Origin of the sequence: Catenuloplanes sp. NPDC051500, assembly GCF_044454585.1 — a bacterium.
Lineage (GTDB): Bacteria > Actinomycetota > Actinomycetes > Mycobacteriales > Micromonosporaceae > Catenuloplanes.
In genome coordinates this window covers 170,998-193,623 of sequence record NZ_JBITDX010000016.1, presented here as the reverse complement: position 1 = coordinate 193,623, position 22,626 = coordinate 170,998, and the positions used below count along the sequence as shown (strand labels likewise).

Genomic DNA, 22,626 nt, shown 5'->3' with positions numbered 1-22,626 from the left:
GCATGACGGACCTGCGCGCAGCGCTGCCCGTGCGAGAGCGGGGCGGTTACCGGCAATCCGCGCTCGTGCTCGGCGGCGCTCAACTCGGCGGCGCCTACGGCATCGCCAACACGACAGGTGGCCCGTCCGACGCGGCCGCCGCCGAGCTGCTCCACGCCGCGGTCTCCTGCGGCATCACCCACGTCGACACGGCCCGCGCCTACGGCGACAGCGAGCGCCGGATCGGCGCGGCCGCGTCCGGGCTCGGGGTGATCACCAAGGTGGCTCCGCTTGGCGCGGTCGCGAGCTGTGAGTCCTCGCTCGCGGACGCGGTCACCGCAAGCGTCGTCCGCAGCTCCGGCCACCTCGGTGAGCCGCTCACAATTCTGCTGCACCGGGCCGCGGACGCGCTCGTGGTCGGCGCGGCCGGCTGGAAGACCCTGCGCCGGTACGCCGAGAGCGGGCTCGCCGAACGCGTCGGGGTGAGCGTGCAGTCGCCCGCCGAGCTGCGCGCCGTGCTTCGGCTGCCCGGCCTCGGCTACGTGCAGCTGCCGTGCAATGTGCTGGACCGGCGCTGGCTCGCCCCGGACCTGGCCGCCTCGCTCGCGGAGCGGCCGGACCTGGTGGTGACCGTGCGGAGCGTCTACCTGCAGGGACTGCTGGCGGCCGGCACCGGCGTGCGCTGGCCGCACCTGTCGCCGGTCGACCGGGACCGGGTGGTGGCAGTGCTGGACCGGACCGCCGCCGCGCTGGGCCGGACCGGCCGGGCCGACCTCTGCCTGGCCTACGTGCTCGGATTGCCCTGGGTGACGTCCGTGGTGGTGGGCGCGGACACGGTGACGCAGCTGCGTGCGAACGCGGCGCTTGCGGCCCGGACGCCGCTGGCCGCGGACGAGCGGGCGTTCCTGCTGTCGGAGCTGCCGGCCGTACCGCTGGATCTGCTTGACCCGGCCCGGTGGACACCGTGACCCCGGCCGCGCTCTTCGACCTGACCGGCCGGACCGCCGTGGTGACCGGCGCGACCGGGCGGCTCGGGCGGGTCTTCGCCTCGGTGCTGTCCGCGGCCGGCGCGACGGTGTGGGCGGTGTCGCGCTCCGGCGGTCCGGTGGACGGCTGCCTGTCGCACGCCTGCGACGTGACCTCGGACGCCGCGGTCGCCGGGCTCGGCCGGGAGCTTCGTGGCAGCACAGGCCGGCTTGATGTGCTGGTACACAACGCGCACGTCGGCCGCTCCGGCTCGCTTGCCACCGCGTCGCCCCGGGACTACGCGGAGGCGGCGGACCTGGCGCTTACCGCGTTCCAGCGGCTGGTCGGCGTGACCCGGGACCTGCTGGTGAAGGCCGCGGCGGACGGCTCACCCTCGGTGATCGCGGTGTCCTCTATGTACGGCCTGGTCAGCCCGCGCCCGGTCTACGACGACCCGGCGGCCGGCAACCCACCCTATTACGGCGCGGTCAAGGCCGGTCTGATGCAGCTCAGCCGTTATGCGGCCGCGGAGCTGGGCCCGCTCGGCATCCGGGTGAACACGCTGACGCCCGGCGCGTTCCCGGGCACGGGCGGCGATCCGGGACTCGTGGCGCGGCTGGGAGCGCAGACACCGCTGGGGCGGGTGGGAGAGCCGGCGGAGCTGGCCACCGCGCTGCTGTTCCTCGCCTCGCCCCGCTCCTCGTATGTGACCGGTGCGAACGTTGTCGTCGACGGAGGCCGGACCGCCTGGTAGAACCGGGGCGGAATGGCCCCCTTGGCACCGAATCGTGACTTCGCAGCGCAAGTCGCGACCGATCTGCCGAAACGCCAACAATCACCCTCTGTGCTGGCTTACCTTACGGAGAGTCTCCGCCGGTCATTTCAGGTACCGGCCGCACCCACGGGGGTACGAAGAATGTCGATAGTCCATGGCGGCGAGCGCGCAACGCGTTCACGCTGGGCATCACGGGAAGGCTTGGGCGCCCGTCTCGGCGCCGTGGCCTTCGCGGGTGCTCTGTCAACCACATTACTGGGCGCACCAGCCCAGGCGGCGCTGGCCGCCCCGACCGGGGTGACGGTCACGCCCAAGCAGAACTCGATCTGGGTCACCTGGAACGCGATCGCCGGCGCGACCGTGAACCACTACGTCGCCACGGCGACCGACGTCGACGGCAACACGGCGACCTGCAATGTCTCCACCACGAGCTGCCTCATCGGCGGGCTCACCGAACTCAGGAACTACTCGGTCGACGTCGCGGGCTACGAGACCGCCGAGGCGTCGTCCCGGGGTACCGCGGCGAACGCCTCGTCCGCCGCGATGCCCGGCCCGCCGGTCAAGCCGGTCCTGGGCGTCCCGGCCGTCACCGAGTCGGGCAAGGTCACGCTGACCTGGACCTCGACGCCGCCGCTCGGCGCCGTGTCGAACGGCACGGCCTCGTACGCGGTCACGTCGTCGCCGTCCAGCGCCGGCTGCACCACCACGGGGCTCAGCTGCACCGTGGAGGGGCTCGACCCGACCAAGACGTACAAGTTCTGGGTGACCGCCATCGGCGGCGGTGACACCGGCTCCTCGTCGTCGACCGCGTCCTCGACAGTCGTCCCGGGTGTGCCGAGCGCACCGCTGGACGTCGTGGTGAGCGCGACAAGCGACACCGCGGGTGGCCCGCCCGGAACGCACGACGCCACGGTCATGTGGATGCCGGCGACCGGCGGCGGCCCGGCGACTGACTACACGGTCACTGTCGCTCCGAAGGACCTCGCCACTCCGGCGGTCTCCTACAGCTGCGCGAACGTCGCGTCTGTCTGTAACGTGACCGGCTTCACCGACGGCGCGGCCTACACCGTCCGGGTGTTCGCCAACAACGCGGTCGGCGCGTCCGCCGCGGCCACCACCAGCTACTGGGGTGGCTCGCCGTCGATGCCGATGATCACGTCGCCGCCGGACCTGATGACGGGCACGGCGATCCTGCTGAAGTGGACCCGGCCGATCTACAACCAGGCGGCGCAGAAGGACGACCCGACGCCGAAGTACACGGTGGAGGCGTCGCCGACCGTCAAGTCGGTCACCGACAGCTGCGTCAACATCACCACCCTGAGCTGTGGCGTCACCGGCCTTGAGGCCGGCCGGAGCTACAAGTTCAAGGTCAAGGCGCTGGGCGGCTCGATCGCCGGTGCGGTGACGCCGACCAACTACACCGACTCCTACGACATCGTCGGCCGCCCGGCCGCCGCTACCGGGGTCAAGGTGGAGCCGGTCGACACCGACACGGTGAAGGTCAGCTGGACGCTTCCGGCCGGCAACCAGGTACCGGTGGGCTCGCTCGCGCTGTACAACAGCGCGGACGGGGACATCTCCAGCTTCTGCAACTCCGGTGTTCCGCTGGGCCCGACGTCCACGGAGTGCGAGTACGACGTGCCGCTGCCTGCGGGTACCCGTTCCTTCTGGGTGCGGACCTTCTCGTACGACACTGACTACTTCTCGGACAGTGAGAAGGTCACGGCCGCTACCGGTTCGCCGGGTATCCCGTACCTCGCCGGCGCCACGCCGGCCGGTCCGGGCGCGGTGAAGGTCAGCTTCCGCCGTCCGTCCGCGCTGGGCGCCGGTATCGCGTCCTACAGCGTGACCTCGTCGCCGGACAACAAGATGTGCACCGCGGCCTACATGGCCACGGACGACGTGGTCAGCTGCACCGTCAACGGTCTCACCGCCGGTACCAGCTACACGTTCGCGATCAAGTCTGTGGGTGTCGCCGGTAACGACGACTCCAAGACCGTGACCAGCAACGCCGTGGTCGCCGGTCCGCCCGGACCGGTCCAGGACGCCAAGGCCGAGGCGATCGACGGTGGCAAGGTCAAGGTCTCCTGGAAGGCGCCGGCAAGCACCGCGCTCGCCATCACCAGCTACACGGTGAAGTCGAACCCGGCCGGCAACTCCTGCGAGATCCTGGCATCCGCCACGCCGCTCGAGTGCACCTTCGACTCCGCTGCGACGGGGACGAAGTACACGATCTGGGCGAACACCGCGGCTGCCGGTAGCTCCGAGGTGACCACGGACGGCGTCGGCGTCGTCCCGGGCACCAAGCCCGCCATCCCGGCGGACGTCTCGGTGATGAACGTTGCGCAGGGCCTCCGGGTCATGTGGAACGGCGTCGCCGGTGCCACCAAGTACCAGGCGATGGCCGTCGCCGGTGGCAAGTCGTTCTGGTGCGCCGCGATCGGTGCCGAGAACAAGGTCTGCACGATCCGTGGCCTGACCGGTGGCACGCAGTACACCGTGACGGTCCGGGCGGTCAAGGATGCGATCAACGGTGACTGGTCCGCCGGTGTCACAGGCACGCCTGACGCCGCGCTGCCGACCATCGTGTGGCCGGTGACCTCGCCCGCCGGTGGCGGTCTGTCGAGCAGTGGCGGCTACAACCTGTACCGCACCTCGTGGACCACCATCACCGGCTACGGCTGGAAGCCGGGCGAGTCGGTAGTCGTCTACTTCTACTCCGGCACCATGAAGGTGCGGGTGGGCGGCGCGACCGCCAAGGCGGACGGCACGTTCGCCGCGGCGATCCAGATCCCGGCCAACGCGCCCAAGGGCGGCAGTCGCGCCCTGGTCGGCGGCTGGGGCACGGACAACAAGGTCCGCTGGCAGAACGCATACATCAAGATCTGGTAATCGCACGACAGCACGGAAGCACCCCGCGGGCCTTCGGGCCGGCGGGGTGTTTCCCTGTATCCGGGTGAGTGAACAGCAAGTGGTCTTCCGTTGAGCCACCGATGGTGCCAGCCTGCTGGGAGCGTTCCACGGGTGTGCTGAGGAGAGATCGTCTTGTTGGTGTCAGGTGTTCTGCGCGCGGCCGCGGCCGTCTCGATCGCGGTGCTGGCCACCGTCCTGCCCGGCGCGCCCGCGTCCGCGGCGGCACCGCCCACAGTGGACTTCGTGGCGCTCGGCGACTCGTACGCCGCCGGGGTGGGCGCCGGGACACCGCTCGACTCCTGCCGGAACACGGCCGGGGCGTACCCGCGGCTCTGGACCGCCACCGACGCGAGCCTGGTGCGGCTCACCACTGCCACCTGCAGCGGCGGCAAGACCTCCGACGTGCTTGCCGCGGCCGCCGCGCTGACCGCGGAGACCGACCTGGTAAGCATTACGGCCGGTGCCAACGACCTGGGCGTGACCGGCGCGTTCGCCGCCTGCCTGGACCCGAACCGGGCGGCGGACTGTGCGGCGGCTCAGGCCGCGATCGAGGCGGCGCTGCAGTCCACGTTGCCGTCCGCGGTCGGTGCCGTGCTGACCGCAGTGAAGGAGCGCGCCCCGAAGGCGAAGGTGGTGCTCACCGGCTATCCGCAGCCGTTCTCGGCGACCGGGGACTGTGGCACGCCTGACATCCCGGCGGAGGTCCGCGCGCTCGGAAACCGGGTGATGGGCGGGCTGAACACGGTGCTTGCCGCGCAGGCGACGCTTGCCGGCATCGCCTACGTGGACGTCGAACCCGCGTTCGCCGGGCACGAGATCTGCGGGGCGGCGCCCTGGGTGATCGGCTTCGAGGGCCAGGCGGACGGCACGATCCTGCACCCCGGCGCGGCCGGCCAGGCCGAGGGCTATCTGCCGCTGTTCACCAGGGCGGTCGGCACGCCGCAGGACGTGTCGCAGTGGATCACGGAGCGGGACGCGCCGACGGCCTCACCGACGGCCTCGCCGGCCGGCACCGCGACGCCGCTACCGTCCGGGTCCGCGATCGCGGCGCCGCCCGCGTCAGGTGGCGGCGGTGGTGGCACGCTGCCGATCACCGGGCCGGACGTGTGGATGGCGATCCTGACCGGTGTGGCGCTTGTGTCGGCCGGCGCGGCGATCTACCTGCTGGCCCGGCGGGTGCTGGCGACAGCCAAGTAGGTCCACGGAGCCCCGGCGTGTCGCGCCGGGGCTTTTTCCGGCCACAAGACATCGATGATTACAACTTGACTTCGTTTAAACGCCAAACTAACGTGGGTACGGTCGCGCGGCATTTGTCGAGCTAGTCCGTTTACTGTCGGAGGTGCAACCGTGCTGCGTACCGCACGTCTCCTGGTCATCGCGCTGATCAGTGCACTGACCCTCGCCGTCGCCGCGCCCGCCAACGCCGCGGTCTGGTCGTCCACCGACCGCTGGGGCACCTGGACCAACGGCGGCTACACGCTCTACAACAACATCTGGGGCTCCGGGTACGGGCCGCAGACCATCTGGGCGAACTCGTACAGCAACTGGGGCGTCTGGGCCAACCACCCGAACACCGGCGGCATCAAGTCGTACCCGAACGCCACGAAATGGATCGGCAAGCCGGTCAGCCAGCTCGGGGCCACCACGAGCAGCTTCAACGTCACGGTCCCGACCAGCGGCGTCGCGTTCACCACGGCGTACGACATCTGGTCCTCGGACAACGCCCACGAGATCATGCTGTGGATGAACAAGTACGGCGCGGTCGGCCCGCTCGGCACCCTGCAGACCACCACCTCGGTCGGCGGCCACACCTGGCAGATCTACCGCGGGTCGAACGGGGCGAACAACGTCTACTCGTTCGTCCGCACCAGTAACACCAGCTCCGGCACCGTCGACATCCGGGCGATCGCCCAGTGGCTGCGCACGAACGGCTGGTGGGGCGACGTGACAGTGGGGAACGTCCAGTTCGGCTACGAGATCACCAGCTCGCCCGGCGGTAGGGACTTCACCACCAACTCGTTCTCCGTCACCGCGTCCTGAGTGACCGCCGCGCGCCCCACCCGCGCGGCGGCCCGTCCTTCGCTAGACGATGTCCCAGGTCAGCGGCGTGCCCTTCGGGTAAGCAGAGCGGAACGTGCGGCCCAGCACCAGGTCGATGTCGCCCGGCGGGAGCCCACCGGCCGGCCGGATCGACCTGACGTTGTCCCGGGTCACCGCCTCGCCAGCCGCCACGTCCTCGACCACGTAGAGCGACCGGCGGAAGCGCAGGCCCTCCTCCTCGGACTGGTCCGCGCCGATCCGCGGCGAACCGAGCGCCGCGTGCGCCCGCCGCGCCTCGACCACAAGCATGGCCAGCTCGGCCGGCTCCAGCGAGAACTCCGCGTCCACGCCGCCCTCGGCACGGTCGAGCGTCACGTGCTTCTCGATCACGGCCGCGCCCATCGCCACCGACGCCACCGCCACGCCGATGCCGGGCGTGTGGTCGGACAGCCCGGCCACCGTGTCGAACGCGTCCGCAAGCACCGGGATCCGCCGCAGGTTCGCCGCTTCGACCGGCGCCGGATAGGTGGCGGTGCAGCTGAGCAGGATCGGGTTGGCACAGCCGGCGCCGCGCGCGGCCCGGACCGCGGCGTCGATCTCGGCAACGCTCGCCATCCCGGTCGACATGATCAGCGGCTTGCCGGTGGACGCGGCCAGCCGGATCAGCGGCAGGTCCACCAGCTCGGACGAGGCGATCTTGTACGCCGGCGCGTTCAACTTCTCAAGCAGGTCGATCGCGGTCGGGTCGAACGGGCTGGAGAACACGGTCAGTCCCCGCTCCCGCGCCCGGTCGAAGATCGGCTCGTGCCACTCCCAGGGGGTGTGTGCGCGCTCGTACAGCCGGTAGAGGTTCTCGCCGCCCCACAGCTCATGGCCGTCGCTGATCCGGAAACGCGGCCCGTCCACGTCGATGGTGAGCGTGTCCGCCCGATACGTCTGGATCTTCAGCGCGCTCGCGCCGGCGTCCGCGATCGCGTCCACGATCCGCAGCGCGCGGTCCAGGTCGCCGTTGTGATTCCCGGACATCTCCGCGATCACGAACGGGGGGTACGCCGTGCCGATGTTCTGCTTGTCGATGCGAGTCTGGCGGACCGTCATGCGGGGTCTTCCTTTCGATAGGAGGTGGCCGTGAGCGCGTACCGCTGGACCGTCTCCGGCTCGCCGTCCACGTCACGCTGGTACTCGCTGGTGACGGTGAAGCCGAAGCGTTCGTGCAGCCTGATCACGGCCGAGTTCTTCGCCAGCGCCTCGCCGCGCAGCTCCCGGTACCCGGCGGGCCCGAACGCGTGGTCAAGCGTGGCGACCTCGGTGGCGATCCAGGTGGGCAGCAGCGCGCGACGCGCCTCCAGGCCGTCCACGTCCAGGTAGAAGCTCCAGTCCGCGCCGCCGTCCCGCTCGGCGAAGATGACCACGCCGACAGGTGTCTCCCCGGCGTGGGCGACGAGGACGTGCCGGGTGTCGTCCGCCGATACGCGCGACCACCAGGCCGCGTGCTCGTGCGGGGCGATCACGTGCGTGGTGAAGCTGGCCTTGCGGACCACGTCGTGGTTGCGCCAGGCGAGGATCATGTCCCGGTCGGCGTCCTTGGCCGGCCGGAGCGAGATGACGGGGACAGCACTCATTCATCGCCTCCAGCGCTTGTCTTCATGTGTCGCCTCCGGCGCTGCCCTCATGTGTCGCTTCCGGTGCTGGTCTCATGTGTCGCCTCCGGTGCTGGCCTCACTTGTCGCTCCCGGTGCTGGTCTCATTTGTCGCTTCCGGCGCTCGCCTCATTTGTCGCCTCCGGCGCTCGCCTCATCTGTCGCCTCCGGCGCTAGCCTCATCTGTCGCCTCCGGCGCTAGCCTCATCTGTCGCCTCCGGCGACGCGTCTAACGGTCTGGCGGGCCAGCCGGAGCGGCGCGGTGACCGCGCGGCCGACCAGGAAACTGCGCGAGCTGCGGTACCGGTGCAGGTGGCGCTCGTGCTCCCGGGTGGAGGTGCGGACCCGCTCCTCCCACCAGGCGATCTCGTCTCGCGCCTCGGCCAGCTCGCCGGCCAGCCGGTCCATCGCGCCGGTCATCGCCCGCCAGTCGCGGGCGGCAAGCGCGGTGTGCCGGGCGGTGACAGTGCCCAGCTCGCAGCGCAGCTCCTGCTCGGCCTGCTCCGGGAGCAGCCAGCGCGCGGCCTGGATCTCGCACTCGAGCGCCACGGCCGCGCGTGCGGCCTCCCGGGTCACCCGCCCGCCCGCGGCCGCGGCCAGCGACACGGTAAGGCTCTCCACGTCAAGGCTCGTCGGCCACGGGTGCGGCAGCCCGGAGGTGAGCAGCGTGACCGCGAACCCGCGCAGCGCCCGGGCCAGCGCCTCGTCCACCCCGATCGGCGTGGACAGGTGCCAGGACGGGTCAAGCAGCTCGTGCCGGGTGCCGTCGGTGAGCACGTTGTCGCAGGTGGCGAAGGCGAGCTGGCCACTTGGCGGCGAATCGGCAAGCCAGCCGGCGTACCCCCGCAGCAGTTCCCGCACCGCGGGCAGGTCGTGCGCCGCGCACGCGGCCAGCAGCAGCTCCTCAAGCAGCCGGTCCGGCGCGACCGTGCCGGTGAGCAGCTCCGGCGTGCGGGCCACCCGGCCGACCATCCGCAGTGTGGCGCCGGAGTCGGCGAACAGCCGGCGTGTCCAGCGGCCGTCCTCGGCGCGCTCGTAGGCAACAGCGGTGTCCCAGTGCGCCGCGTGCGCACCCCCGGCGATGAACGCGGACGGCAGCGGCTCGTGCGGGCGGACCGGCGCGCGCCCGGCCGCGACCACCCAGAGCGGTGCCAGCTGCGCGCCCATCCCGGAACGGAGCGCGGCCCCGGCCAGGCGGCGCGGGTCGTCGAGCAGCGGGCGGCGGCGGGTGACGGCGGAGAACGCGGCGGCGGCCTCCGCGGCCAGCAGCGGCACCGTACCGGAGGCGGCGTCCAGCTCCGGGGTGCGCGCCAGCACTGTCGGCCGGGCCGGATCCGCGAACGCCGCATAGCTCGGCGCCACGTGCAGTCCCGCCTCGCGCAGCCAGGCGACAAGCGCGGTGTGCCCGACCGGCTCGGCCGGATCCGGCGCGGGCAGCCCGCCGGCCGTGGCCAGCCGGTGCACGCCGAGCGGGTTCTCCACGCCGAGCAGCAGCGTGCCCTCGTCCGCTGTCGCGCCGATCAGCCGGTCCAGCGCGGCCTGCCAGGAGAGCGAGGTGCCGTCCGGGCTGTGCAGCAGGCCCAGTCCGCCGAGCGCGAGCACCAGGTCGTGGTCGCCGGCCGGCCGGAACGAGTCAAGACTGCCGCAGAGCACTCGGAAGCGGGAGTTGCGCTCGTGCCGCCGGGCCAGCGCCTGCGCGTCGACGAGCGAGCGGACCAGGCAGGTCACGGCCGCGCACCTGTCGGCGAGCGCGTCGACCAGCTCGGTGGTGTGCGGGCCGGCCAGCAGCACCCGGGTCGCCGGGCCGGCATAGGCGCCGGCCAGCAGGCCGAGAGCGGCGCCACCGGCGGCTCGGCCGGCATCGGAGTGCGCCATGGTCTCGCCGCCGATCAACGTCATCGTCGGCGATGGATCAAGATCTGACACGTGTCGGCCTCGGATCCGGAACGGCGTGTACGGGAACGGGGGACGCGGGCCAGCCGAGCAGCTCGCGCAGCTCGTCCGGACCGGCCAGGTGGTCGAGTCCGAGCTCGGCGCGCGCGGCCTCCCTGGCTATGCGCGGGTCGATCCGCTCGCCGTGCAGCGCGGACCACTGGCGGCGCACCCGGGCGTGACCGCCGTACCTGGGGTCCTCGCCGGTGAGTGACATCGGGTCGCCGTAGACGGCCGCCTCACACCCGGCCGCGATGCCGTGGAAGATCGCGGTGGAGAGCCGGTTGGACGCGACCCGGCGGTGTCCGCGCAGCTCGGCGAGCTGGCGGTCGAGGAACTGCGGGTCGGTGCCGCGCCACTTGAGACCGCGACGGCCGTGGCAGATGACCCGGAAGCCGGCCCGCTCGTACCGGCCGCGTACCCGCCGGTCGTCGTGGTCCTGCCAGTAGAGGCAGATCGTGACCGGCTCCGTCTCCACCGCCTTGATCGTGGCGATCAGCGCGTCGTGGTCACCGCGGACCTTCTGCTTCTCCCAGCCGTGGAACGGGTACCAGATCGTGCCGGTCCGCCGCATGTCCTGCCGGGGGACCGCCAGGGCCGGTGGCGCCAGCCGGGGCCGGCCGTCCGCGAGCACGCGCTCCGCGTGCGCGATCAGGTACGCGAACGGCGCCCCGATCACCACCGCGGGCCGCCCGGCCAGCCGCGCCCGCGCCGCAGTGGCAGTGGACCAGGCGAACGTGGGCCGGCCGGCGACCAGCCGGGTGCCCTCGCCCAGCCCGTCGCCGATGTTCCAGCCGTGCTGCAGATAGCCGGCGATCCGCGGCGGGTCCGCGTCGTCGAGCCCGCAGTACCGGGCCAGGACATGCGCGTGCCCGTAGAAGTGGTTCGCGTGGTGCACGTCAGCCCAGGACGGCCCGCAGTGCCTCGACGGCCCGCTCCTGGTCGGCGTCCGTGAGGTCGGCGAAGAGCGGGAGCGAGAGCTCCTCGCTGTAGAACCGCTCCGCGACCGGGCACATGCCGGCGCGGTAGCCGAGATCCTGGAACACCGGGTGCAGGTGGACCGGCACGTAGTTGACCTGCACGCCGACGCCGGCCGCGCGCATCCGGTCGTAGACCTCGCGCCGGCGGCCGTCCGCGATCCGTACCGGGTAGAGGTGCCACATCGGGTCGGTCCAGGCGCGCTGTACCGGCACGGTCAGGCCTGGCACGTCCGCGAGCATCTCGTTGTAGCGCGCGACGAGCCGGGCGCGCGCGGCCTTGAACTGGCCGAGCCGCCGCAGCTGGCTCAGGCCGAGCGCGCAGAGCACGTCCGGCAGCCGGTAGTTCAGGCCGAACGAGTGCACCTCGTAGTGCCAGCCGCCCTCGTCCGGCGCGCGCATTAGCTCCCGCTCGCGGACCGTGCCCTGGTTCGCGAACCGCCGGGCCCGGTCCAGTACCGCCGGGTCGGTGGCAGCGACCGCGCCGCCCTCGCAGGTGGTCAGGTTCTTGGTCGGGAAGAACGACAGCGTGGTGACGTCTGCGAGCGCGCCGACCGGCACACCCCGGTAGGACGAGCCGATCGAGTGGGCCGCGTCGCCGATCAGTGTGGCGTCCGCGCGCCGGGCGACCTTGGTCAGCGCCTCGTACTCGGCCGGGTGGCCGGCGAAGTCGACGGCGGTCACCGCCCTGGTCCGGGTGGTGACAAGCGCGTCCACCGCGGCCGCGTCCAGGTTCGCGGTCTCCTCCTCCACGTCCGCGAAGACGACAGTGGCGCCGTGAAGTGCGGCAGCGGCAGCGGTGGCGACGAACGTGATCGGCGTGGTGATCACCTCGTCGCCGGGCCGGAGACCGATGCCCGCGTACGCCACGTGCAGCGCCGCCGTGCCGGACGTGACAGCCACGCAGCCGGTGCCGCCGAGCCGCGCGCTGAGCGCCGCCTCGAACGCGCCGACCGTCGGGCCGGTGGTCAGGAAGTCGCCGCGGAGCGCGGCCGTGACGGAGGCGATGTCCTCGTCGTCGATGGACTGACGGCCGTAGGGGAGCATCACGCGCCGGCGCCGATCATGTCGCGCAGCTCGTCGATGGAGAGCCACAGGTCGTTGCTGTCGGAGCGGTAGACGAAGTCGTCCGGGACCGGCAGGCCGTCCGCAGGTGGCGTGTAACCCCAGGTGGCGATGGTCGGCTGGACCACGTACCGGTCGGGCAGGCGCAGCGTCCGGGAGGCGTCGTCCGGGGAGATCATCTCCTCGTGCAGCTTCTCGCCGGGGCGGATGCCGATCTCGTAGGTGGAGACGTCCGGCGCGACCGCGTTGGCCAGGTCGAGGATGCGCATCGACGGGATCCGCGGTACGTACAGCTCGCCGCCGTTCATCATGTCGAACGAGGTGGCGACGAACCGGACCGCCTGGTCAAGCGTGATCCAGAAGCGGGTCATCCGCTTGTCCGTGATCGGCAGGCTCCGGCCCTCCGCGTGCAGCTTCCGGAAGAACGGGACCACCGAGCCGCGGCTGCCGACCACGTTGCCGTAGCGGACCACGGCGAACCGGGTCGGGTGGCCGGCCGCGTAGTGGTTCGCGGAGATGAAGATCTTGTCGGCGGTGAGCTTGGTGGCGCCGTACATGTTGATCGGGCTGGACGCCTTGTCCGTGGAGAGCGCGACGACGCGCTTGACGCCGGTGTCGATCGCGGCCTCGACCACGTTCTGCGAGCCGTACACATTGGTGCGGACGAACTCGAACGGGTTGTACTCCGCGGTGTCCACCTGCTTCAGCGCCGCCGCGTGCACCACGTAGTCGACGCCGTGCATCGCGCGGGTGAGCCGCTCCCGGTCGCGCACGTCGCCGATGAACCAGCGCAGTCGTGGGTCGTCGCCCATCAGCTGGCGCGTCTCGTACTGCTTGAGCTCGTCGCGGGAGAACACCACGAGCCGCTTCGGGTCGAGGTGATCGAGGGCATAGCGCAGGAACGCCTTGCCCAGCGAGCCCGTACCCCCGGTGATCAGGATTGCCGACCCGGTCAGCACGCTCACGGTGAAAACCCCCTGGTACCTCGACTTTGCGGCGCTTTGCCACTCGACCTAACGACCAAGCATCTTGATCGTTCGTTGGACAGACGGAAGAAAAGCAGCAGATCCCGAAAAATCGCCGCAAAGGAGTCTTCCTTGCCACCCCTGGACCGCCTGCGTGAGGTGTTTCGCGCGTCGCTCGAGCTCCCCGCCGGCACGCCCGTCGACGACCTCGAGTACCGCGGCATCCCGACGTGGGACTCGCTGGCCCACATGGCGCTGGTCGCCGCGCTTGAGCAGGCCTTCGACGTCATGATCGACACCGAGGACGTGCTGGCGATCAGCTCGTTCGCCCAGGCCCGCAAGGTGCTGGAACGCCAGGGGGTCGACTTTGACTAGCCGGGTCGCGCTTGTCACAGGCGCCTCCCGCGGCATCGGCCGCGCCGTCGCGGACCGCCTGGCCGCGAGCGGTCACACGCTCTGCCTGCACGCCAGCCGGGCCGAGCACGTGGCCTTTCCCGGCGCGCTCGCACTCGGCGGCGACGTCGCCGACGCGGACGCCATGAAGGCGCTGGCCCGGGAGGTCTTCACCGCCCACCGCCGCCTGGACGCGCTTGTCATCAACGCGGGCACGCACGACGCCGGCATGCTCGGCGCGATGCCTGCCGCATCAGTCGAACGTCTCTTCGCCGTCAACGCGACAGGCGCCGCGCACACGCTGCAGGCCTGCCTCAGCCTGCTCCGCCGCGGCGACCGCCCGGCAGTCGTGCTGGTCTCTTCCATCATGGGTACGGCCGGTGCGGCCGGGCAGGCCGTCTACGGCGCCACCAAGGCCGCCGTCGCCGGGCTGGCCCGCGCCGCCGCCAAGGAACTCGGCCCGCTCGGCATCCGGGTCAACGCGGTCGCGCCCGGCTTCGTCGACACCGACATGCTCGCCACGCTTGACGAGGCGCAGCGCAAGGAACGGATCGCGGCCACCGCGCTCGGCCGGCTCGGCACCGCGAACGACGTCGCCGCGGCCGTCACGTTCCTGCTCGGCCCGGACGCGGACTTCATCACCGGCCAGGTGCTCGGCGTGGACGGCGGGCTGTCGGTATGAAGCTGACCGACTCCGAGCGGCGTACCGTGCCGGCCCAGGCCGCCGGCTCGGCCGCCACCGGGCTCTCCGACGCGGACGCGGTCACGCTGCCGCACCCGGGCGCCGCGCTTGTCGACCCGATCGCCGGCCGGGAACTGAGCGGCGCCGCGCTGCTCGCCGCCGTCGACGCGGCCGCCGACAGGTACGCGGACCTGCCCGCCGGGCCGGTGCTCGCGCTCACCGCCACCGACATCGACTCGGTGGTCCGCTACCTCGGCGCGGTGCAGGCCCGCCGGCCGGTCGCGCTGATCGACGCCGGGCTGCCCGCGGAGACGATCGGGGACCTGGTCGACCGCTACCGGCCCGGCGTGGTGACCGGAATCGGCGACCGGGATCAGGACCGGCTCACGGCGTACCAGCGAAAAGACTGTGATGTTCTGGGGCCGCTGTGGGCGGGACCCGGCGGCGCCGAGACCCACCCGGACCTGGCCCTGCTGCTGGCCACGTCCGGCTCGACAGGCAACCCGCGGCTGGTACGGCTCTCCCGGGCGGCGCTGTTCCGCAACGTCGCGTCGGTGGTCGCGGCGCTCGGCATCGACGCCACCGAGACCACTGTCACGAGCCTGCCGCTGTTCTACACCTACGGCCTGATGGTGCTCAACACGCACCTCGCGGCCGGCGGAACCGTGCTGCTCGACCCGCGCGGGCTGCTCGACGCCGGGTTCTGGCGCACCGCGGCCGACCGGCGGATCACGTCGCTGGCCACCGTGCCCTACCAGTGCGAGATGCTGCGCCGGATCGGGTTCGACCCGCAGACCGTGCCCACGCTTCGCACGCTCACCCAGGCCGGGGGACGGCTGCGAAGCGACCTGGTGGTCGACTTCAGCGCCCGGATGCGGACCGCCGGCGGCGAACTGATCGTCATGTACGGCCAGACCGAGGCCGGGCGGATGGCGGTGCTCCCGCCCGGGTGCCTGCCCGACGCGGCCGAGTCGGCCGGCGCCGCCATCCCCGGCGGCGCGTTCCTTGTCGACTCGCCGGACGCGGACGGAACCGGTGAGATCGTCTACACCGGCCCCAACGTGATGATGGGGTACGCGGACTCCGCGGCCGACCTGGTGCGGGGCGACGACCTGGCCGGCGTGCTCTCCACCGGCGACGTCGGCCGCGTCGACGATCGCGGGCTGCTGTTCCTCAGCGGCCGGATCAAGCGGTTCAGCAAGGTCTTCGGCGTCCGCCTCAACCTCGACGACGTGGAGCGGATGCTCGCCGGCCGCGGCCCGGTCGCAGCCGTCAGCGGCGACGATCGCGTCGTCGTCTACGCCGAGGCCGCCGACGACGACCTGCGCACAGTCATCCGCCACGACCTGGTCAAGCGAACCGGCCTGCACTCCACGGGTTTCGACATCCGCGCCATCGACGCGCTCCCGCTCCTGCCGAACGGGAAGATCGACTATCGGTCGCTGAGCGGGCTCGAACGCTGAGGCCCGGCCGTCTGGCGGATCTCGCCGGGGATCCGCCAGGCAGGACCGCTTGGCTTCTGACTCTGCTGGCCTTTCGCGTACGGCGGTCCGGGCCTGACGATGGGCTGAGATAAAGGCCAGGAGTGTGGCGGATCGGTCCGGTCGGTCGGCGGTCTCGTGGCCTGCGGGGCAGCACGGCCATCGTCTGAGCGGTGGCTGGTCAGGGCTGCTGTGGCCTGGGTGGTCGCAAGGGCCGGCATCGAAGCAGCGAGCGTGGTGGGAGGGCCGGGCGGTCTCGGCCCGACTGGTCTCGAGGCTGGCACCGAAGCCCGAAGCGTGCCGGAGGCCAGTCGACTGTGGCTGTCGTGCGTCGCCGTGCCAGGGCACGGCGGTTCGGGTGCTCTACGCCGAGATCGGTTCATCGTTCGGGATGAGGCGTCCATCTGACGGGATGCAAGATCCTTGCGGCCCTGGTGGCCCTTATTGCGCTCGGATAAGGGCCACCAGCGCCGCAAGGATCTTGACGTGGGTCTTACCGGCGCTTCGGCCCCAGAATGAACGTGCTGGGCAGTGCCTATATGGGGAAATATCGGGCGTCAGTGCCTGCTGTCAGCGCGAGTCGCAGGCTCTCAACAGCTGAACCCGGAGGGCGGCACCCGTTCGGGAACCTACTGCTCACCGCATAGCACCAGGTCGATCCTTCAGGGTTTGCGACGGCCCGCCGAACTTGATTGGCGTAACGCTGAGCCACACCGCACAGCGAACGCCAACCGAGAGGCACGCATCTTGCGCAACCTGGTCCGCTCCGCCGCCCTGACCGCCGTCGCCGCCGTGATCGTGATCGGTGGCACCGCCACCGCCGCGACCGCCGCCGTGACCCCGGCCACCACGCTGGAGACCCAGGTCGTCGCACACACCAACGCCGAGCGCGCCAAGGCCGGCTGCAAGACGCTGGTCGTCTCCCCTGGCCTGACCAAGGCCGCCCGCGGCCACTCCAGCGACATGGCCAAGTTCAACTACTTCTCCCACACCGGCCGCAACGGCTCCACCTTCACCCAGCGCGTCAAGTCCGCCGGCTACGCCCCCGCCGTGGGCGAGAACATCGCCTGGGGCTACGCGGGCACCACCGGTGTGATGACCGGCTGGATGAACAGCCCCGGCCACCGCAAGAACATCCTCAACTGCAAGGCCGCCAAGATCGGCGTCGGCGTCGCCCGCGACGCCAAGGGCACCATCTACTGGACCCAGGAATTCGGCGGCAAGTAAAGACTTCCCTCACCCCCCGTTGAGCTAGGGATCGGCGTCCTCGGACACCGATCCCTAGCTCTGTTTCCGGGTCAGAGCAGCGCGGCGATCTCCGCGCGCAACGAGGCGAGCCGGCCGGCTGCGCGCTCGCGGGCCGCGGGGACCGGGGCGTCGCCGACCGGCTCGACGACCTCCAGGTACGCCTTGAGCTTCGGCTCGGTGCCGGAGGGGCGGACCACCACGCGGCTCGAGGCGGTACGGAGGATCAGCACGTCCGAGGCCGGGAGCAGGTCCTCCGCGCTGGTCAGCGGCTCGCCGAGCAGGCCGGCCGGGGTGTCGGCACGCAGGGCGGCCATCATGGCGGCGATCTCCGAGAGGTCCTCGACGCGGACCGAGTGCTGGTCGGTGGCGTAGACGCCGAACTCGGCGGCCAGCTCGTCGAGGCGGTCGGCCAGGGTGCGGCCCTCGCGCTTGAGCTGAAGCGCCAGGCCGGCGGTGAGCAGCGCGGCGGTGATGCCGTCCTTGTCGCGGACCAGGCTCGGCGCCACGCAGTAGCCGAGCGCCTCCTCGTAGCCGAAGGACAGGTCGCCGCCTGTCGCCCGGACGATCCATTTGAAGCCGGTAAGCGTCTCGTCGTAGGCGCGTCCGCGGGCCGCGCAGAGCGCCCTGAGCAGCGACGACGAGACGATCGTGGTGGCGAACAGGCCGTCGGTTCCGGCCCGGATGAGCGCGTCCGCGAGCAGGACGCCCAGCTCATCACCGCGCAGCATGCGCCACTCGCCGCCGGCCGGGATCGCGACGGCGCACCGGTCCGCGTCCGGGTCGTTCGCGATCGCCAGGTCGGCGCCGATTGAGCCGGCCAGTGCGAGCAGCAGGTCGGTGGCGCCCGGCTCCTCCGGGTTCGGGAAGGCGACGGTCGGGAAGTCCGGATCCGGGGCGGCCTGCTCGGCCACGACGGCGGGGGCGGCGAAACCGGCGGCCCGGAACGCGGCGGCCAGCACCGTGCCGCCGACGCCGTGCATCGGGGTGTAGGCGACAGTCAGCTCGGGTGAGCCGGCGGCCACCTGGGCTGCCGCGGCCACGTAGGCGTCGACGATCTCGCTGCCGAGCACCGAGCCGGCCGGGCCGAGCGGGACCTCCCGGAGTGGGCCGACCGCCCGGATCGCCGCCGAGATCTCCTCGTCCGCGGGCGGCACGATCTGCGCGCCGCCGCCGAGCGGGCCGCCCAGCTCCTCACCCAGGTAGACCTTGTAGCCGTTGTCCTGCGGCGGGTTGTGGCTGGCGGTGACCATCACGCCGGCACAGGCGCCGAGGGTACGGACCGCGAACGCGAGCACCGGCGTGGGCAGCGGTTCGGGCAGCAGGAACGCGGTGAGGCCGGCACCGGTGGCGACCTGCGCGGTGCGTTCGGCGAACGCCCGGGAGCCGTGCCGCGCGTCGTACCCGATGACGAGTGGGCCTGTGGGGTTCTGTGCGGTGAGCCAGCGGACCAGGCCGGCGGCGGCGCCTGTGACGACCGCGAGGTTCATCCCGTTCGGCCCGGCGCGCAGGGGGCCGCGCAGGCCGGCGGTACCGAACGTGAGCGGGCCGGAGAAGCGGCCGGCCAGCTCGGCGGGGTCGTCGAGCACGCGGCGCAGCTCATCCTGGGAGACCGGGTCCGGGTCGTCCGCGATCCATGCCTCGGCCTGTGCGATCAGTGACTCCGCGTGCGTGCTCATTGAGTCTTGATAGCACGACGCCGGGACCTGATGATCAGGTCCCGGCGTCGGAGGAGGCCGGTCCTAGGACTCGGTGACCTTGAAGCTGGGCACCAGCTGGTCGAAGATCGGCCGGCTCTCGGCGAACTGCGAGTCGAGCGTGGTCAGGTTGAACGAGTAGGCCTTGCCGCTGACCACCACGAAACGCCGTATGCCGTGCCGGGCGGTCTCGCCGGTCCCGCAGGTGTATTCGACGTCGATCGCCTCCTGGCCGGAGACCTCCGCCGGGCCGCGCGCGATCTGCGTGTACGGCGCGGCGCAGGCGCTCGGCGTGTTCTGCAGATAGTTCTCGGAGGCGTCGACGTACTTCACCAGGCCGTTCTTCGCGCCCTCGATGAGGATGCGCAGCCGGCGACCCTTGTCGTCAGGGTCGGTGAAGTCGACGTAGGCCTTCGCGGAGTCGGCCGTGTCCCAGCCCGCGGGGAACTGCACGCTGACGCCGCGATCCGAGTACGGCTCGGACGAGACGGTCGGCACCGGCGGCGCGGTGGTGGGCGGCGGGGCCTCCGCGGTCGGCGTCTCCGCCTTCTTCTCGCCACCACCCAGGTTGAACAGCACCACGACAAGGATCAGCACGGCTGCGGTGCCGGCCGCGGCCAGCGCCTGCGTGCGGCGCGGCCACGACTTGACCGTGTCCACCGCCTGGTTGCCGACCCGCTTGGCCGAGCCGAGCGCGCCGCCGCCGGCGCTACCCGCGGGCGCGCCGTACGAGGTGCCGTAGGACCCGGACTGCGCGCCGCCGTACTGGCCGGGCTGCTGCTGACCACCGAAGACCCGGCCGCCCGGCATCGACGGCATCGGGCCGGTCGGCGCCATGCCGGGGTTGCCCTGGTGCCCCGGATGTCCGCCGTGCGGCGGGATTGGCGCGGTGTTGTCGTTCTGCGGCTGCCAGGGCGCGCCCATCGGCGGCGGCCCGAACCCGGCCGGTGAGACCGGGGCCGCGCCGGGCTGCTCGCCGGACTGGATCTGCCGGAGTCGGTCGGTAAGCGACTCGCCTGGCGCAAGCATGGCCGGGCCGCCGATCGCGCCGCTCGGCATCGGCTTCGGCGGCAGCGTCGCGGCGGGCGGCTGCGGTGCGCCGGGCGTCTGCCGGGGGCGCTGGGCCGGTACCACCGAGTACGGATCGGTACCCATGTGCGGCGGCACGTTGCTTGCCAGCGGACCGGACAGCAGCTCACGCAGCAGACGGCGGGCGGTGGCGACGTCCATCCGCCGGTCCGGGTCCTTTTCCAGGAGCCCGAGAAGCACGTTCGCCAGGGAGCCGGCGCGGACCGGCTGGAGCGGCGGGTCCTCGACGACCGAGTGCATGGTCTCGATCGGGTCGCCCTTGTCGAACGGCGGCCGGCCCTCGACAGCGGTGAAGAGCGTCACACCGAGCGAGAACAGGTCGCTCGGCGGGCCGAACGCCTGGCCCATCGCGCGCTCCGGCGAGATGAAGTGCGGCGAGCCGAGCACCATGCCGGGCGTGGTGAGCTGCACGTCCGTGGGCATCCGGGCGACGCCGAAGTCGGTGAGCACGCAGCGGCCGTCCGCGGCGATCAGCACGTTCGCCGGCTTCACGTCGCGGTGCAGCACGCCGGCCGCGTGTGCGACCTCGAGCGCGCCGAGCAGCGCGATGCCGATCTTGGCGACCGCGCGCGGCGCCAGCGGGCCGTCCTCGATGATCATGTCGGCCAGGCTGCGCGCGTCGAGCAGCTCCATCACGATCCACGGGCGGCCGCCCTCGTGGACGACGTCGTAGACCTGGACGACCGCGGGGTGCTGGAGGGCCGCGGCCGCGCGTGCCTCGCGCAGCGTCCGCTCGTACATCTGGTCCCGGTCGCTCGGGGCGAGCCCCGGCGGCAGGATGACCTCCTTGACCGCGACGTCGCGGCGCAGCAGCGTGTCGGCCGCGCGCCACACTGTGCCCATGCCGCCGTGGCCCACCGCGGTGCGCAGGCTGTACCTGCCGCCGATTGTCGCGCCGGGCACGGCGCGGCCTCCGGTCGGGCCGACAGAAGGGCTGTTCCACGTCGGAATCTGTGTCACTGGAAATGCCGCCCGGGGGAGTCGAGGGCTGGAACCAACCCCCCTATCTTGCGGGGTGGCTCGCCGTGAGGAAAGGTGCGGGGTACCAACTCTGTGCCAACTCGACCGAGTGTGTCCGTCGGGTGGCGTTCGGTCTATATTTTGTCGCGCTCGGGCAACGATGCCGAAACATCCTGAGCGATTTTCCGTACCCATCGATGGTGTTCCGGGTCATACGATCCTTTGATGAGGGATCGTTCAGGAGAGTCGGGTTTTCCGATCAAGCCGGTGTACGACGAGGGCGACCTCCCGCCCGCTCTGGCCGACCGCCTCGGCGCTCCCGGAGCGTATCCGTACACCCGCGGTGTGTATCCGACCATGTACACACAGCGACCGTGGACCATGCGCCAGTACGCCGGGTTCGGCACCGCCGCGGAGTCCAACGCCCGCTACCACCAGCTGCTCAAGGCCGGGACGATGGGCCTGTCGGTGGCATTCGACCTGCCCACCCAGATGGGGTACGACTCCGACGAGCCGATCGCGCACGGCGAGGTCGGCAAGGTCGGCGTGGCCATCGACTCGATCGACGACATGCGACTCCTCTTCGACGGCATTCCGCTGGACAAGGTCTCCACGTCCATGACGATCAACGCGCCGGGCTCCGTCCTGCTACTGCTGTATCAGCTGGTGGCGGAGGAGAACGGGATTCCCGGCGCGGCGCTCGGCGGCACGATCCAGAACGACATCCTGAAGGAGTACATCGCCCGCGGCACCTACATCTACCCGCCGAAACCCTCGTTGCGCCTGGTCGCGGACACGTTCGCGTATTGCCGCAAGGAGACGCCGCGGTGGAACACCATCTCCATCTCCGGCTACCACATGGCGGAGGCGGGCGCGACTCCCGTGCAGGAGGTCGCGTTCACGCTTGCGAACGGCGTGGAGTACGTCCGGGTCGCGATCGAGGCAGGCCTGGCCGTCGACGACTTCGCACCCCGGCTGTCGTTCTTCTTCGTGGCCCGCACCACGCTGCTTGAGGAGGTGGCGAAGTTCCGCGCGGCCCGGAAGATCTGGGCCGGCCTGATGCGGGACGAATTCGGCGCCACCGATCCCAAATCGCTGATGCTTCGCTTCCACACCCAGACCGCGGGCGTGCAGCTCACCGCGCAGCAGCCGGAGGTGAACCTGGTCCGGGTGGCGGTGCAGGCGCTCGGCGCGGTGCTCGGCGGCACCCAGTCGCTGCACACCAACTCGTACGACGAGGCGATCGCGCTGCCCACCGAGAAGGCGGCCCGGCTCGCGCTGCGGACCCAGCAGGTGCTCGCCTACGAGACCGACCTGACCGCGACCGTGGACCCGTTCGCCGGCTCGTACGTGGTGGAGGCGATGACCGACGAGGTGGAGCGCGGCGCCCGCGAGCTGATCGACAGGGTCTTCGCGTTCGGCTCCGCCACCCAGGCGATCGAGGCCGGCTTCCAGAAGCGGGAGATCGAGACGTCCGCGTACCGGAACGCCCAGGAGATCGACTCGGGCGAGCGCGTGGTGGTCGGCGTGAACAGGTTCGCGATCGACGTCGAGGAGCCGTACGAGCCGCTGCGGGTCGACCCCGCGATCGAGGACGGCCAGGTGGCGCGACTGGCACGGCTCAAGGCGGAGCGGGACGGCGACGCGGTTACCGCAGCGCTGGCCACGCTGCGTGACGCCGCGGCCGGGACGGAGAACGTGCTCTACCCGATGCGGGAGGCGCTGCGCGCCCGCGCGACAGTGGGTGAGGTCTGCCATGCGCTGCGCGACGTCTGGGGCACGTACCGCCCGTCCGAGACGTTCTGACCGAGATTCGATCACTCGATC

General features: G+C 71.6%; 18 protein-coding genes. 10 read left to right on the top strand and 8 right to left on the bottom strand.

Annotated features, from left to right (window positions below):
* Positions 1–2 precede the first annotated feature (2 nt).
* The 5 genes from ACIA8K_RS28660 (at position 3) to ACIA8K_RS28640 (ending at position 6,673) form a co-directional block, all read left to right on the top strand.
* Positions 3–947 carry an aldo/keto reductase gene (locus ACIA8K_RS28660; protein ID WP_396064659.1) on the top strand — a complete coding sequence of 315 codons (945 nt, stop codon included), beginning with the start codon at positions 3–5 and terminating at the stop codon, positions 945–947.
* Positions 935–1,699, top strand: a complete 765-nt coding sequence (locus ACIA8K_RS28655) for an SDR family NAD(P)-dependent oxidoreductase (protein ID WP_396064657.1) — start codon at positions 935–937, stop codon at positions 1,697–1,699. The genes ACIA8K_RS28660 and ACIA8K_RS28655 overlap by 13 nt, the downstream gene beginning before the upstream one ends.
* Before the next feature lie 318 nt (positions 1,700–2,017).
* Positions 2,018–4,612: a fibronectin type III domain-containing protein gene (locus ACIA8K_RS28650; RefSeq protein ID WP_396064655.1), complete on the top strand. Its 2,595-nt coding sequence runs from the start codon at positions 2,018–2,020 to the stop codon at positions 4,610–4,612.
* Positions 4,613–4,771: 159 nt separating this feature from the next.
* Entirely contained in the window at positions 4,772–5,830 is a 1,059-nt protein-coding gene (locus ACIA8K_RS28645) for an SGNH/GDSL hydrolase family protein (RefSeq protein ID WP_396064653.1), read from the top strand.
* Between the two features lie 150 nt (positions 5,831–5,980).
* Positions 5,981–6,673, top strand: a complete 693-nt coding sequence (locus ACIA8K_RS28640) for a hypothetical protein (RefSeq protein WP_396064651.1) — start codon at positions 5,981–5,983, stop codon at positions 6,671–6,673.
* 42 nt (positions 6,674–6,715) lie between these two features.
* Here the strand turns inward: ACIA8K_RS28640 and pseI are convergent, their stop codons facing one another.
* The 6 genes from pseI to pseB form a co-directional block, all read right to left on the bottom strand.
* A complete protein-coding gene (gene pseI / locus ACIA8K_RS28635) occupies positions 6,716–7,771 on the bottom strand; it encodes a pseudaminic acid synthase (protein ID WP_396064649.1) in 1,056 nt (351 codons plus the stop codon).
* On the bottom strand, positions 7,768–8,295 hold the full coding sequence (locus tag ACIA8K_RS28630) for a GNAT family N-acetyltransferase (RefSeq protein WP_396064647.1): 528 nt from the start codon (positions 8,293–8,295) through the stop codon (positions 7,768–7,770). The genes pseI and ACIA8K_RS28630 overlap by 4 nt, the downstream gene beginning before the upstream one ends.
* 222 nt (positions 8,296–8,517) lie before the next feature.
* A complete protein-coding gene (locus tag ACIA8K_RS28625; protein ID WP_396064645.1) occupies positions 8,518–10,212 on the bottom strand; it encodes a hypothetical protein in 1,695 nt (564 codons plus the stop codon).
* Positions 10,213–10,225: 13 nt separating this feature from the next.
* Complete coding sequence (locus tag ACIA8K_RS28620) at positions 10,226–11,143, bottom strand: hypothetical protein (protein WP_396064643.1); 918 nt, start codon at positions 11,141–11,143, stop codon at positions 10,226–10,228.
* A gap of 1 nt (position 11,144) precedes the next feature.
* The gene (locus ACIA8K_RS28615; RefSeq protein ID WP_396064717.1) at positions 11,145–12,269 is read right to left on the bottom strand and encodes a DegT/DnrJ/EryC1/StrS family aminotransferase; all 1,125 of its coding nucleotides are present in this window, start codon (positions 12,267–12,269) and stop codon (positions 11,145–11,147) included.
* A complete protein-coding gene (pseB, locus tag ACIA8K_RS28610; RefSeq protein ID WP_396064715.1) occupies positions 12,269–13,246 on the bottom strand; it encodes a UDP-N-acetylglucosamine 4,6-dehydratase (inverting) in 978 nt (325 codons plus the stop codon). Before pseB ends, ACIA8K_RS28615 begins: the two co-directional genes overlap by 1 nt.
* Positions 13,247–13,384: 138 nt before the next feature.
* On the opposite strand from pseB, the gene ACIA8K_RS28605 reads away from it, so the two are divergent.
* The 4 genes from ACIA8K_RS28605 to ACIA8K_RS28590 all read left to right on the top strand — a co-directional run bounded on the left by ACIA8K_RS28605 (position 13,385) and on the right by ACIA8K_RS28590 (position 17,035).
* Positions 13,385–13,627, top strand: a complete 243-nt coding sequence (locus tag ACIA8K_RS28605; protein WP_033343757.1) for an acyl carrier protein — start codon at positions 13,385–13,387, stop codon at positions 13,625–13,627.
* Complete coding sequence (locus tag ACIA8K_RS28600) at positions 13,620–14,327, top strand: SDR family NAD(P)-dependent oxidoreductase (protein ID WP_396064641.1); 708 nt, start codon at positions 13,620–13,622, stop codon at positions 14,325–14,327. Before ACIA8K_RS28605 ends, ACIA8K_RS28600 begins: the two co-directional genes overlap by 8 nt.
* The gene (locus ACIA8K_RS28595; RefSeq protein ID WP_396064638.1) at positions 14,324–15,790 is read left to right on the top strand and encodes an AMP-binding protein; all 1,467 of its coding nucleotides are present in this window, start codon (positions 14,324–14,326) and stop codon (positions 15,788–15,790) included. The genes ACIA8K_RS28600 and ACIA8K_RS28595 overlap by 4 nt, the downstream gene beginning before the upstream one ends.
* Positions 15,791–16,555: 765 nt before the next feature.
* On the top strand, positions 16,556–17,035 hold the full coding sequence (locus ACIA8K_RS28590; RefSeq protein WP_396054980.1) for a CAP domain-containing protein: 480 nt from the start codon (positions 16,556–16,558) through the stop codon (positions 17,033–17,035).
* Between the two features lie 71 nt (positions 17,036–17,106).
* On the opposite strand, the gene ACIA8K_RS28585 is transcribed toward ACIA8K_RS28590, so the two are convergent.
* Positions 17,107–18,732, bottom strand: a complete 1,626-nt coding sequence (locus tag ACIA8K_RS28585) for a phospho-sugar mutase (protein WP_396064636.1) — start codon at positions 18,730–18,732, stop codon at positions 17,107–17,109.
* A gap of 63 nt (positions 18,733–18,795) precedes the next feature.
* On the bottom strand, positions 18,796–20,799 hold the full coding sequence (locus ACIA8K_RS28580) for a protein kinase (RefSeq protein ID WP_396064634.1): 2,004 nt from the start codon (positions 20,797–20,799) through the stop codon (positions 18,796–18,798).
* A 225-nt stretch (positions 20,800–21,024) separates the two neighbouring features.
* Between ACIA8K_RS28580 and ACIA8K_RS28575 the strand changes: the two genes are divergently transcribed.
* Entirely contained in the window at positions 21,025–22,605 is a 1,581-nt protein-coding gene (locus ACIA8K_RS28575) for a methylmalonyl-CoA mutase (RefSeq protein WP_396064632.1), read from the top strand.
* Positions 22,606–22,626 lie beyond the last annotated feature (21 nt).

Coding starts and splice junctions, on each gene's coding strand:
- ACIA8K_RS28625 (WP_396064645.1), bottom strand. CDS start 10,212: ATGACGTTGATCGGCGGCGAGACCATGGCGCACTCCGATGCCGGCCGA.
- ACIA8K_RS28660 (WP_396064659.1), top strand. CDS start 3: ATGACGGACCTGCGCGCAGCGCTGCCCGTGCGAGAGCGGGGCGGTTAC.
- ACIA8K_RS28615 (WP_396064717.1), bottom strand. CDS start 12,269: ATGCTCCCCTACGGCCGTCAGTCCATCGACGACGAGGACATCGCCTCC.
- pseI (WP_396064649.1), bottom strand. CDS start 7,771: ATGACGGTCCGCCAGACTCGCATCGACAAGCAGAACATCGGCACGGCG.
- ACIA8K_RS28575 (WP_396064632.1), top strand. CDS start 21,025: ATGAGGGATCGTTCAGGAGAGTCGGGTTTTCCGATCAAGCCGGTGTAC.
- ACIA8K_RS28595 (WP_396064638.1), top strand. CDS start 14,324: ATGAAGCTGACCGACTCCGAGCGGCGTACCGTGCCGGCCCAGGCCGCC.
- ACIA8K_RS28630 (WP_396064647.1), bottom strand. CDS start 8,295: ATGAGTGCTGTCCCCGTCATCTCGCTCCGGCCGGCCAAGGACGCCGAC.
- ACIA8K_RS28585 (WP_396064636.1), bottom strand. CDS start 18,732: ATGAGCACGCACGCGGAGTCACTGATCGCACAGGCCGAGGCATGGATC.